The organism is Phytohabitans flavus (assembly GCF_011764545.1).
In the GTDB taxonomy this organism is placed as follows: domain Bacteria; phylum Actinomycetota; class Actinomycetes; order Mycobacteriales; family Micromonosporaceae; genus Phytohabitans; species Phytohabitans flavus.
In genome coordinates this window covers 9,567,018-9,579,225 of the sequence record NZ_AP022870.1, presented here as the reverse complement: position 1 = coordinate 9,579,225, position 12,208 = coordinate 9,567,018, and the positions used below count along the sequence as shown (strand labels likewise).

The 12,208-nt window shown below is 72.1% G+C and carries 9 protein-coding genes and 1 pseudogene; 6 read left to right on the top strand and 4 right to left on the bottom strand.

The window, feature by feature from the left end:
• The first annotated feature begins 874 nt into the window (after window positions 1-874).
• A complete protein-coding gene (locus Pflav_RS42640; protein ID WP_173042121.1) occupies window positions 875-1,534 on the top strand; it encodes a hypothetical protein in 660 nt (219 codons plus the stop codon).
• An 18-nt stretch (window positions 1,535-1,552) separates the two neighbouring features.
• Here Pflav_RS42640 and Pflav_RS42635 read toward each other — a convergent pair whose 3' ends face one another.
• Both Pflav_RS42635 and Pflav_RS42630 read right to left on the bottom strand, forming a co-directional pair.
• Window positions 1,553-2,269: a tetratricopeptide repeat protein gene (locus tag Pflav_RS42635; protein WP_173042120.1), complete on the bottom strand. Its 717-nt coding sequence runs from the start codon at window positions 2,267-2,269 to the stop codon at window positions 1,553-1,555.
• On the bottom strand, window positions 2,251-4,551 hold the full coding sequence (locus Pflav_RS42630; RefSeq protein WP_173042119.1) for an AfsR/SARP family transcriptional regulator: 2,301 nt from the start codon (window positions 4,549-4,551) through the stop codon (window positions 2,251-2,253). The genes Pflav_RS42635 and Pflav_RS42630 overlap by 19 nt, the downstream gene beginning before the upstream one ends.
• Window positions 4,552-4,821: 270 nt before the next feature.
• On the opposite strand from Pflav_RS42630, the gene Pflav_RS42625 reads away from it, so the two are divergent.
• The 4 genes from Pflav_RS42625 to Pflav_RS42610 all read left to right on the top strand — a co-directional run bounded on the left by Pflav_RS42625 (window position 4,822) and on the right by Pflav_RS42610 (window position 9,063).
• Window positions 4,822-6,777, top strand: a complete 1,956-nt coding sequence (locus Pflav_RS42625; protein ID WP_173042118.1) for an ATP-binding protein — start codon at window positions 4,822-4,824, stop codon at window positions 6,775-6,777.
• 48 nt (window positions 6,778-6,825) lie between these two features.
• Window positions 6,826-7,614 carry a methyltransferase domain-containing protein gene (locus Pflav_RS42620; RefSeq protein WP_173042117.1) on the top strand — a complete coding sequence of 263 codons (789 nt, stop codon included), beginning with the start codon at window positions 6,826-6,828 and terminating at the stop codon, window positions 7,612-7,614.
• Complete coding sequence (locus Pflav_RS42615) at window positions 7,611-8,081, top strand: anthrone oxygenase family protein (RefSeq protein WP_173042116.1); 471 nt, start codon at window positions 7,611-7,613, stop codon at window positions 8,079-8,081. The genes Pflav_RS42620 and Pflav_RS42615 overlap by 4 nt, the downstream gene beginning before the upstream one ends.
• Window positions 8,082-8,160: 79 nt before the next feature.
• Window positions 8,161-9,063, top strand: a complete 903-nt coding sequence (locus Pflav_RS42610) for a zinc-binding dehydrogenase (protein ID WP_232072578.1) — start codon at window positions 8,161-8,163, stop codon at window positions 9,061-9,063.
• A gap of 33 nt (window positions 9,064-9,096) precedes the next feature.
• On the opposite strand, the gene dinB is transcribed toward Pflav_RS42610, so the two are convergent.
• Window positions 9,097-10,290 (bottom strand): DNA polymerase IV, encoded by a 1,194-nt coding sequence (gene dinB, locus Pflav_RS42605; RefSeq protein WP_415624364.1) that lies wholly within the window; start codon window positions 10,288-10,290, stop codon window positions 9,097-9,099.
• A 115-nt stretch (window positions 10,291-10,405) separates the two neighbouring features.
• On the opposite strand from dinB, the pseudogene Pflav_RS42600 reads away from it, so the two are divergent.
• Window positions 10,406-11,967, top strand: a pseudogene (locus Pflav_RS42600) (MFS transporter).
• On the opposite strand, the gene Pflav_RS42595 reads toward Pflav_RS42600, so the two are convergent.
• Complete coding sequence (locus tag Pflav_RS42595) at window positions 11,964-12,170, bottom strand: heavy-metal-associated domain-containing protein (RefSeq protein WP_173042114.1); 207 nt, start codon at window positions 12,168-12,170, stop codon at window positions 11,964-11,966. The pseudogene Pflav_RS42600 and the gene Pflav_RS42595 overlap by 4 nt on opposite strands.
• Window positions 12,171-12,208 lie beyond the last annotated feature (38 nt).

The following is a 12,208-nucleotide window of genomic DNA, read 5'->3' as shown; positions in this document are numbered from 1 at the left end:
TCGTCCGCCGCCACGAACCCGTCGTTCACCCGCCGTATACCTGCACCAATCAGCTCCACCTCTTTGCAACTCCCGCAACTTGCAACCATTCGTTACTGTGAAGTCCCGGGTCTTCGAGCGTTAGTAGCGGAGCGTCAGCAATATCGCGGCGTCCCACTGTAAGCATGAATTATCGACAGTGGAGCGCAAACCAGCGTTGGGTGCGCGTTCCACTGCTGTTTACCTTCTATTACCCGAGCCATATGACCGTATGTATCTATTACCTGGCCGGGTGTAATTGGAGGCAACGGCCACCGGGCGATGACGCTGGCGTCATCGCTATTGGTGTCCGTAACGCTTGGCAGGAGCGTGCGGCAATGCGAATTAAAATCCGACGGACAGTCTTTTCCATTTCGGTGATGGCCTTTAGCGCGCTGGTAGCAGCGTCGGCGGCCGGTGCAACGGTCGCCATGGCAGCTCGCCTCTACCCGTGAGCTAACCGGCCATCACCGTCCTGGTTTGTAACCCTCCTCCGAAGCATCGCATCAGAGCAAGTACCTCAACGAGAAGTAATGATGCCGCCTCGGAGCCCTGATGGGAAGGTTTCACGGCCACCAATCTGCAAGTTGCACCTAGCATCTGCGCAGAGGGCCTTGCGCTTACCCCCGCCCCCGCCGTGGTGGTGTCACAAAGGGGCGACGACGTCGACATCGTCGCCCTCACGTGATCTCCACCCTGAGCAGGATCAACGTCCAGCGGAGATTCACTCTCCACGATCATCGATCAGCGGGACAGCCCTCCCGGTTGGACAGATCCTACCCACGGTCTTGGTACGCCCTTCGCCGCCACGCCTGGCGAAGGGCGTACCGCCTTGTGAGACGGGTAACCAACCGACATGGCTGATCGGCGACGGGAGACTGCCCGAGCGGCGGTGAAGCGGTACGGGCGGACATACGCGGAGGAAGCCGGCATCCGGCTCTCGGACCGCCCCAAACCTCTGTACCAGCTGCTCGTGCTCACCACCCTCCTCAGCACCCGGATCTCCGCCACCATCGCCGTGGCGGCCGCACGGCAGCTCTTCGCGGCCGGCTACGACAGCCCCGAGGCGATGCGCGACGCGAGCTGGCAGGACCGGGTGGACGCGCTCGGGCGCGCACATTACAAGAGGTACGACGAGCGGACCTCCACGATGCTCGGCCACAGCGCCGAGTTCTGCCTGGAGCACTGGGGCGGCGACCTGCGCCGGCTGCACCGCGAGGCGGGCCGGGACGCGCGGCTGCTGCGCCGCCTGCTCGACGAGTTCCCCGGGATCGGACCCACCGGCGCCGACATCTACCTCCGCGAGGTTCAGGCGGTCTGGACCGATCTAGCCCCGTTCGTGGACCGCAAGGTGTTCGCCGGGGCGAAGCGACTGGACCTGCCGGCGTCGGCCGAGGAGCTGACCGGGCTGGTCGGGCCCGACGAGCTACCCCGCTTCGCCTCCGCCCTCGTCCGCGTGTCGATCGACCGCAAGGCGGCGGACGAGGTGCGCGCCGAGGTCACCGCCCGGACCTGACGGCGGCGACGGCCGGAGTCACCGCGCGGAGCTGAGCGCGGCCAGGATCTCCCCTGCCTCACCGCGCACCCGCGCGGCGGCCGGCTCGTCGCCGGTGGCCTCGTACGCCTGGCCCAGCAGGTGCAGCGCGCCGGCCAGGAAGGAGAGCCAGCCGCGGGTACGCCAGATCGCCACCGACTGCTCCAGGTAGGCCACCGCCTGCTCGGGCCGCCCGGCGGCGAGCTCGACCTCGCCCAGCGTGCCCAGCGCGTCGGCCACGTGGTGGCTCATGCTGAACTCCCGCCCGAGCGCCAGCGACGCCTCCGCCGCCTCCCGGGCCCGCGGGTCACCCTGGCGCAGGTACAGGCGGGCCAGCGCGATCATCGTCAGCACCTCGGTGTACACGTCCCGGTAGCGGCGGGAGATGGCCAGCGACTCGTCCAGCACCCGGGCGCTGGCCTCAAGTTCGCCGGCCTCCCGGTACGCGATGCCGAGAAACTGGAGCACCGCGGTCTCGTACCGCGGGTTGCCGAGCGCCCGCGCGGCGGCCAGCGCCGCGTCGAGGTGCCCCATCGCGGTAGCCACCTCGCGCGTCTCCGCCAACGCCACCGCGAGCGCGACGTGCGCGCGGGCCTGCCCGCCGAGGTGCTCGGTCTCCTCGGCCAGCCGCAGTGCGCGGTCGCCGTACGCCAGCGCGTCCGCCTGGGCGCCCCGCGCGGTCAACGCCCACGAGATCATCACGGCCGCGTCCGACATGCCACGCCGCTCCCCAGCTCGGTGAACATCTCCAGCAGCCGGAACGCGTCCGCGTGGAAGCGGCTCGTCGCGTCGTCGCCCTTCTCGGGCGTGCTGTTCCAGGTCACCACGTCGATCAGGCCGCGCAGCATCACCGCCTCGCCGAGCAGGTTGCCGGAGCGGTGGCAGGCGGCCAGCACGAGGCGGTTGGTGGCGCTCCAGTCGCCGTACATGCCGCGGATGTCGAAGTACTTCTCCAGGCAGCCGGCCAGGTCGAAGGCGAGCTCGTCCAGGTCGAGCGCGCACGCCTGGCGTACCACCGAGAGCAGCGCGGCCCGTTCGGCGTCGAACCAGTCCAGCGGCTCCACGTCGTCCGGCGGCCACTCCACCACCGGGCGAGGCGCCGAGCCGCTGATCGCCGCGTAGCAGGGGCCGGGCACCCGGGCGGCCATCCGCTCCGCGATCGCCAGCCAGCCGCCGAAGCCGCTGCCGAGCACCTCGAGGCGTTCGCTCGGCGGGTCCTCGACGTCGGCGCGCTCCCGGGCGTACAGCCGGACCAGGTCGTGGAAGCGGTAGCGGATCTGGCCGGCGGCGTCCACACCGGACACCCCGACCAGCTGGGCGTCCACAAGGGACTCCAGGAGACCGCCGGCGTCCGCCGACTCCTCCAGTACCGCGCCGGCCAGCCAGGCCGGGAAGTCCGGGGTGTCGAACCGGCCGAGCCGCCGGAAGAGCCGCTTCGCCTCCCCCTTCAGCCCTTCGTAGCTGAGCGCCAGCGAGGCGCGTACCTCAAGGTCGCCCGTTGCCAGCCGGTCCAGCCGCCGCCGCTCGTCGCGGAGCATCCGGGACAGGTGCGCCAGCAGCCAGGTGGGCCGGGCGGTGAGCCGGGCGCCGGCCACCCGTACCGCCAGCGGCAGCCAGCCGCACAGCCGCACGATCTCGTCCGCCTCGGCGGGCTCGGCGGCCACCCGACCGTCCCCGGCGACCCGGCCGAGCAGCCGGACTGCCTCCGCGCCGGCGAAGACGTCTAGATCGATCCAGCGGGCACCCTCGACGCCGGTGAGCCGGGCGCGGCTGGTGACCAGCACCGCGCAGCTCGCCGCGCCGGGGAGCAACGGCCGCACCTGCTCCTCGGAAGCCGCGTTGTCGAGCACGACGAGCACCCGGCGGGCAGCGAGGCGGGTGCGGTACAGCTCGGCGCGCTCGACCGGGTCGTTCGGGATCGCGCGGGCGTCGACGCCGAGCGCGCGCAGGAAGCGGGCCAGCACGTCGCCCGGGTCGAGGGCGACCGCCTCGGTACCCCGCAGGTTGGCGTAGAGCTGGCCGTCCGGGTACCCGCTGGCGGCGAGGTGCGCCACGTGTACCGCGAGCGTGGTCTTGCCCACCCCGCCCATCCCCGCGACACCGACGACGGCGAGCGCGCTCGACGGACGCCCTTCGGTCAAGAGGTGGTGCAGCTCGCCAACGGCTCCGTCCCGACCGGTGAAGTCCGGAATGTCGGGCGGTAGGAGCGCCGGCGCCGACGTCGCGGGCGTGTCGGCCGGCACCGGGTCGTCGCGCAGGATCATCCGCTCCAGCTCGGCGATCTCCCGCCCTGGGTCGAGCCCTTCGAACTCGGCGAGCAGGTTGCGGTACACCCGGTAGCTCTGTAGCGCCTCGACCTGCCGCCCGGTGCGGTACAGCGCGGTCATCTGCCGCACCCGCAGCCGCTCCCGCATCGGGTGCGCGTCGACGAGCGGGGCGATCTCGGCGGCGACCACCTCGGCCCGACCGAGGTCCAGCTCCAGGTCGGCGAGGTCCTCGACCGCGGTCAGCCGGCGCTCCACCAGCCGGGCCCGGGCCGCGTCCACGAACGCGCCGGTGGCGTCGGAGAGCGGCTCGCCGGTCCACAGCCCGAGCGCGCCGCGCAGCAGCCGCACGGCCTCCCTGTTGTTGCCGCGCGCGGCCGCGTCGCGGGCCAGCCGTACGCCGTCGTCGAAGCGGGCCGCGTCGACCTGCTCCGGCTCGACCAGCAGCTCGTACCCGGACGGTGCGCTGTCGAGCACCTCGGGCGCGCCGAAGTCGGCGAGGTGGGCGCGGATCACGGTGATCGCGTTGTGCACCTGGGAACGGGCCGTGGAAGGCGCCGCACCGCCCCACATCGCCTCGATCACGCCCTCGCGGGAGATCCGCCGGCCCAGATTGAGGAGCATGAGCGCGAGCAGGCCGCGGGTCTGCGCGCGGGGTATCCGGTGGCGGCTGTCGCCGATGACCACGGTGACCGGTCCAAGCACCGTGAACTTTGTGCGAGCTGTGTGTGCCACGTGTATGAGCGTTTGTATCACGCCCTCTGCCAGGCTAGAAAACGCCACAGCCCTACCAAAACGCGCCTCTGCGTCCTCGGTCCCGTACCTCGGGGAGTGCGGCCCGGGGGTGGCGCCAGGGTTGATCAGGGACTTCGTGTGGTGACACGCCGCAGGGCGCACCCGCGAAGTCCCTGATCGACTGGGATAAACCTTTTGCGGGTCGGCCTAAGGTGAGGTGTGGCCGAAACGCTTGCTGATCGACTTCGGGGAGCGCGGCGGAGCCGCTTCGTGGGGCGGGCGGCGGAGCTGGAGAGCTTCCGGAAGGCGCTCTACGATCGGTCGACGTCGAACAGTGTCCTGTTCGTACACGGGCCGGGCGGCGTGGGAAAGACCGCATTGCTCGGCGTCTTCGCCGAGCTGGCCGCCGAGGCCGGCCGTCCGGTCATGCGGATCGACGGGCGAGCGATTCGCGCGGTGTCGCACGGCATTTCCGGCGCGGTCGGCGAGACCTCCCCCGGCCTCGTCCTGCTCCTGGACACGTATGAGCTCCTGGAGCCGGTCGACGAGTGGCTCCGCGACACGTACCTGCCGCTGCTGCCGGCCGACGCGCTCGTCGTGCTCGCCGGCCGCAACCCGCCGTCGCCGGGCTGGGTGGCCGACCCGGGCTGGCAGTCGCTGCTGGAGGTCGTGCCGCTGCGCAACCTCGGGCCGGCCGAGAGCCGCGAGTTCCTCGCGGCGCGGGGCGTGCCGGACGGCCGCCAGGAGGCCGCGGTGGCGTTCACCCACGGGCACCCGTTCGCCCTGGCACTTGTCGCCGACGCGCTCCGCGAGGGGCTCGGCCCGTTCCGGCCCGAGCAGGAGCCCGATCTTGTACGCGTGCTGCTGTCCCGCTTCGTCGACCAGGTACCCGGCCCGCGCCACCGGGCCGCGCTGGAGGCCGCCGCCCACCTGCGGGTGACGACCGAGGAGCTGCTGGCGGACACGCTCGGCGGCGACGACGTGCCAGCCCTCTTCGACTGGCTGCGCGGGCTCCCCTTCGTGGAGGGCGGGCCGCACGGCCTGTACCCGCACGACCTGGCCCGCGAGGTGCTCGACGCGGACCTGCGCTGGCGCAGCCCGGACGGGTACCGCACGTTGCACCGCGCCGGACGGGCCGCGCTCATCCGCCGCGTCCGGGACACCCACGGCGCGGCGCAGCGGGAGGCGATCTTCGACATACTCTTCCTGCACCGATCCAGTCCGGTGCTCGGGGCGCACTACCGCTGGGAGACGCTGGGGCAGGCCACCGCCGAGCCAGTCACCGCCCACGACCGGGACCCGATCGTCGAGATGGTGGAGCGGCACGAGGGCGCCGAGTCCGCGCGGATCGCCAGACACTGGTACGAACGCCAGCCGACCGCCTTCTCCGCGTACCGGGACAGGGACGGGGCGCTGTTCGGGTTCGACGCCACGCTGGACCTGCACGAGGCGAGCGAGGCGGACCTCGCGGTCGACCCGGCAGCACGGGCCGCTGTCGACGTCGCCCGGCGGTACGGCCCCACCCGCGCCGGCGAGGAGATGATCTACCACCGCTTCTTCCTCGGGCAGGACACGTACCAGGACGTCTCCTCGGCCACCAACCTCTTCGCCACCGGCTGCTGCCGCCACTGGGTCACCCGACCGAGGCTGGCGTGGAGCTTCGTGGCGGTGGCCGACCCGGAGGCGTACCACGAGCTCCTGACGCAAATGAACCTCCGCGTACAGCCCGAGGCGGCGTTCACGGTCGGCGGCCACCGGTACGGCGTGTACGTGCACGACTGGCGCGCCGAGCCGCTCACGACCTGGTACGAGCTGATGGCCGACCGTGAGCTCGGCGACTCGTTCGCCGAGCCGCCCACTGTGGATACACCGGCGCTTGTCGTGCTCTCGCAGCAGGAGTTCCGGGCGGCGGTACGGCGGGCGTTGCGCGACTACACCCGAAACGACGCGCTGGCCGCCAACCCGCTGTCCCGCTCGCGCGTGGTGGTCGAGGCGACGGGCGGGCTCCGCGCCGTGCTGCGAGAGGCGGCGGAGAGCCTGCGCGGCAACCCACGGGACGAGAAGCTTTACCGCGCGGTGCATCGCACCTACCTCGAACCGGCGGCCACGCAGGAGCTGGCTGCCGCGCGGCTGGAGCTGCCCTTCAGCACGTACCGGGCACACTTGACGGCCGGCATCGAGCGGATCGCCGAGTGGCTCTGGCGCCGCGAGATATCAGGTACCTAGCAGTTTTCGGCCTGGAGACCTAGCAGTTCGCGCTCGTACGTTCCGGGCATGCGTTCGTACCCGGAAATGGAGCTGGACCGGCTGCTGAGCCGGGGTCGCTTCCTGGGTGACCTCACCGAGCACGTGTTGGGCCTGGCCGGGCTCCAGCCCGGCATGCGGGTGCTCGACGTGGGGTGTGGGAACGGCGACGTGGCGTTCGTCGCGGCCCGGCTGGTGGGCCCGGACGGCGCCGTGATCGGCGTCGACCGCGACCCAGCGGCGATCGACCGTGCGCGGGCGCGGGCGTCGCTGGGCAACGTGCGCTTCCTCGCCGCCGACGCCGCCGAGCTCGACCTCGACGTGCCGATCGACGCGGTGATCGGCCGGCAGGTCCTCATGCACCTGGCCGAGCCGGCGGCCACGCTGCGCCACCTGCGCAAGCTGCTCGCGCCAGGTGGGCTGATCGCCTTCCAGGAGCCGGACTGGGCCGGGGCCGGCGCGCACCCGCGCTGCCCGCTCGTGGAGCTCACGCTCGACCGCATCCGGGAGACGCTGCGGCGTACCGGGGCCGACCCTCGGGCCGGCGTGCGGCTGCGCCAGATCCTCCTCGACGCGGGGGTGGCGCACCCGAGGGCGCTCCTCGGCGCGCGGGTCGAGGGCGGGCCGGACTCGCTCGTGTACGCGGAGCTCGTCGCCACAACCCGCGACCTGCTCGGCGACATGGAACGTACCGGCGTGGCGGCGCCCGACGAGGTCGCCGTCGAAACACTCGCGGCACGGCTGCGGGAGGAAGTCGTCTCGGCCGGCGCCACGGTGACGTCGGCCCACTTCATCGGAGCTTGGGGTAATTCGCAATGAGAACTATCGCGTTGGTCGTCAGCACCCTCACCACCGGCCTCGCGGCCGGCCTCTTCTACGCGTACTCGATGTCGGTCATGCCGGGCCTCGCCAAGGTCGGCGACCGCACGTTCGTCGAGGCGATGAACAGCATCAACAAGGCGATCCTGAACGGCTGGTTCGCCCTGGCGTTCGGCGGCGCGCTCGTCTTCACGGCCGTGGCCGCACTCCTCCACCTCGGCGCCGGCCACCGCACCGCGCTGCTGTGGATCGTCGCGGCGCTCGTGCTGTACGTGGGCCAGCTCGTCGTCACGTTCGCGGTCAACGTGCCGCTCAACGACCAGCTCGCCACGGTCAACCTGGACACCGGCGACCTGGCCGCCGCGCGCGAGCGCTTCGAGGCGACGTGGGTGAGCTGGAACGTGGTCCGGACCGTGCTCGTGACCGGCGCGTTCGGCAGCCTGATCGGCGCGTTGGTGAAGTCTTGACCTCAGGCCCGCTTGAGGTTGCAGGCTTGTCGGTGTGCGAGCGGTGTGGCTGACAAAATTCGGCGATCCTTCTGTTCTGGTGGCGGGCGACGCCCCGGATCCGGTACCCGGCCCGGGCCAGGTCCTGATCGACGTGGCGTACGCGAACATCACGTTCATCGAGACCCAGTTCCGCGCGACCGGCAACGGACCGTTCAACCTCAAACCCCCGTTCATCCCCGGCAACGGCGTCGGCGGCGTGATCGCGGGGGTCGGACCGGACACCGACCCGGCCCTGGTGGGACGGCGTGTGGTCACCAGCCTCAGCGGCACCGGTGGGTACGCGTCCCGCGTGGTGGTCGACGCGACCGCCCCGTTCGAGGTGCCGGAAGGGCTGGCGCTGGACGAGGCGGTCGCGCTGCTGGCCGACGGCCGCACGGCGACGATGCTCATCCGCACGGCCGCCATCAGCTCCGGGGAACGCGTCCTTGTCGAGGCCGCGGCGGGTGGCGTCGGCAGCCTCGCGGTCCAGCTGGCCAAGGCCGCCGGCGCCCAGGTCGTCGCCGCGGCGGGCGGCGAACGCAAGCTGGCCCTCGCCGCCGAGCTGGGCGCGGACGCCACAGTGGACTATCGCGAGCCCACCTGGGCCGAGCGGGTCGGCACGCTCGACGTCGTCCTGGACGGCGTGGGCGGCGACGTGGCGCAGGCGGCGTTCGAGCTGCTGAGGCCGGGCGGCCGGATGCTGAGCTACGGCCTGGCGAGCGGCTCGTGGGCCGCGATCTCGCCGGAGACCGCCGCCGCCCGCGACGTGCGGTTGCTCCACCCCCGCCCAACCCCGTCGGAGCTGCGCGAGTACGTAGAGAGCGCGCTGGCGGAAGCCGCCGCGGGTCGCCTGCGCCCGGTGATCGGGCAGCGCTTCCCGCTGGACCGCGCCGCGGACGCCCACGCCGCGATCGAGTCCCGTGCCACCATCGGCAAGACCCTGCTGGAGGTCGGCACCTGACGGCGCTGCCCAGGGACGGCGCTGCCCAAGGACTCAGTCGGGGAGCATGGGCATGGTGAGGCCGGGGTCGCGACCTAGTAGCACCGCGCGGGTGACAGCCGAGGAGCCGAACCTGTCGCGGACCGCGTCCACCGCGACGTCCAGCTCGGCGCCGCTGTCCGGGTTGAAGGGGAGCATCAGCTGGACGGCCTTGCCGTCGTCGAGGTTGCCGACCGCGACGCCGACGAGGGTCACGCCGCGTTCGTCGATCATCGGCATGGCGGCGGACAGCAGGCCGCGCAGGGCTTCGAGGATCGTACTGGTGTTGGACGTGGCGCGGGGCAGCGTGTGCGACCGGGCGGCGCGGGAGAAGTCGTCGAAGCGCAGGCGCAGCATCACCGTACGGCCCACGCGGTCGGCGGCCCGCATGCGCCGGGCCACCCGGTCGACAAGGCCGCACAGCACCGCGTCCAGATCTCGCGGGGTGCGCGGGCTACGGCCCAGCGCGCGCTGAGCACCGATCGAGCCCCTCCGCCGGCCGGTCTGGATGGCCCGCGGGTCGTGGTTGTGGGCGAGGGCGTGCAGGTGCCGGCCGGCCGCGACGCCGAGCATCGAGACGAGCGCCGCCTCGCCGATCCGCGCCACGGCGCCGACCGTACGGATACCGCGCTCGCGCAGCTTGGCCGAGGTCACCGGGCCGACGCCCCACAGGCGCTCGACCGGCAGCGGATGCAGGAACGCCAGCTCCCCGCCGACCGGCACCACCAGCAGCCCGTCCGGCTTTGCCACGCCGCTGGCCACCTTGGCCAGGAACTTGGTCTTTGCCACCCCCACCGTGATCGGCAGGCCGACCTGGCGCCGGACGTCAGCACGCAGCCGATCGGCGATCTCGACAGGCGTACCAGAAATCTTGCGGAGGCCGCCCACGTCGAGGAAGGCCTCGTCGATGGAGATCCCTTCGACCAATGGGGTCGTGTCCCGGAAGATCCGGAAGACGGCCTTGCTGGCCGCGCTGTACGCGGCCATCCGGGGCTGGACCACGACGGCCTCCGGGCAGCGCCGGCGGGCCTCGCGTCCGCCCATGGCCGTGCGCACGCCGCGTGCCTTCGCCTCGTAGCTGCACGCCAGCACGACGCCGCCGCCGACGATGACCGGGCGGCCGCGAAGCCGCGGGTTGTCCCGCTGCTCGACGGACGCGTAGAAGGCGTCGAGGTCGGCGTGCAGGATGCTGGCTCCCACGCGGATCATGTTCGCACACGTGTTCTAATCCGGGAAGCATCCAACGGTCATGTCGAGAATCCCGCCGCCGCTCCGACCACGTCGCGAGAGGCGCCAGGAGGGCGCCACGACCGAAGGACCTCCGATGAACGACACGAACCCACCGAAGGCGGGCGCCCGGGAGTGGATCGGCCTGGCGGTGCTCGCGCTGCCCAGCCTGCTCGTCGCGATCGACCTCTTCGTGCTGCTGCTCGCGCTCCCCGCGCTCAGCGCCGATCTCGCGCCGACCAACAACGAGCAGCTGTGGATCCTCGACGTGTACGGCTTCCTGCTCGCCGGCTTCATGATCACGATGGGTACGCTCGGCGACCGCATCGGGAAGCGGCGGCTGCTGCTGATCGGGGCGGTCGGGTTCGTGGCCGCGTCGGTGCTCGCCGCGTACTCGACAAGCCCCGAGATGCTCATCGCGGCCCGCGCGCTGCTCGGCATCGCCGGCGCCGCGCTGGGCCCGACCATGCTGGGGCTGATCGGGACCATGTTCCAGGACCCGCGCCAGCGGACCACCGCGATCGGCGTGTGGATGGTGTGCATGTTGGGCGGCATCGCGCTCGGGCCGGTGGTCGGCGGCGTGATGCTGGAGCATTTCTGGTGGGGCTCGGTCTTCCTGCTCGGCGTGCCGGCGATGGTGCTGCTGCTCGTGCTCGGCCCGATCCTGCTGCCTTCGGGGGTGGGGACGGGCGTTCCGCGGGCCGCCTCGACCTCGCCAGCGTCGGCCTCTCGCTCGCGGCCATCCTGCCCGGGATCTACGGCCTCAAGGAGCTGGCCCGCAACGGCTGGGAGGCGGTACCGCTCGCCGCGCTCGCGTTCGGCGTCGCGATGGGCGTGGTCTTCGTACGGCGGCAGCGGCGGCTGGCCGACCCGCTGCTGGACCTGCGACTCTTCGCCAACCGGGCGTTGACCACGGCGCTGGTGAGCATGCTGATCAACACGATGCTGCCGGGCGCCACGATGGTGCTGCTGACCCAGTTTCTCCAGCTCGTCGAGGGGCTGTCACCGCAGGACGCCGCCCTCGCGCTGATACCCGCCGCGCTCGCCGGCATCGTCAGCGTGCAGGTGGCACCGGTCGCCGCCCGTCGCGTCCGGCCGGCGTACCTGATCGCGGCCGGCATGACCGTCGCCGCCACCGGGCTCGTGGTGATCACGCAGTCGGAGACGGCGGTGGGGCTGATCGTGGGGTTCGCGCTGATCAACTTCGGCGCCGGGCCGCTGATCACGCTGGGCACCAACATCGTCATCGGCGCGGCGCCGCCGGAGAAGGCCGGATCGGCGGCGTCGGTCTCGCAGGTGAGCAACGAGTTCGGCTTCGCGCTGGGGATCGCGACGATGGGCAGCCTCGCCGCCGCCGTCTACCGCGCCGACGTGGCGGACACCCTGCCGGCCGGAGCGCCAGCCGTCGCCCGGGACACCCTCGCGGGTGCGGCCGCCGTGGTACCGCAGCTGCCAGGCCCGCTCGGCGACGCGGTGCTGGCGTCGGCGCGGGCCGGGTTCACCAGCGGGCTGCACGCGGTGGCCGCGGTGAGCGCGGTGTTGCTGGTGGGCGTCGCGGTGGCGGCCCTGGTGCTGCTCCGCCAGGTGCCGCCGGTGGGTGCGCCGCTGCCCGCCCCCGAGAACGCCAGGGCGGGCAGCGAGCAGGAAGCCGTGCTCTAGCCGACCAGCTCGTAGCCGGCTTCGTCGACGGCGGCGCGCACCGCGCCGTCGTCGACCGGCCGCTCGCTGGTCACGGTCACCGCGCCGGTGGCGAGGTCGACCTGGACATCGGTCACGCCGGGGATCTGGCCGACCTCGGCACTCACCGAGCCCACGCAGTGGGCGCAGGTCATGCCGCTGACGGAGTAGGTCTTCGTCTCCATGCGGATGACGATACCCCCTACCCCCAGGGGGTATCAAG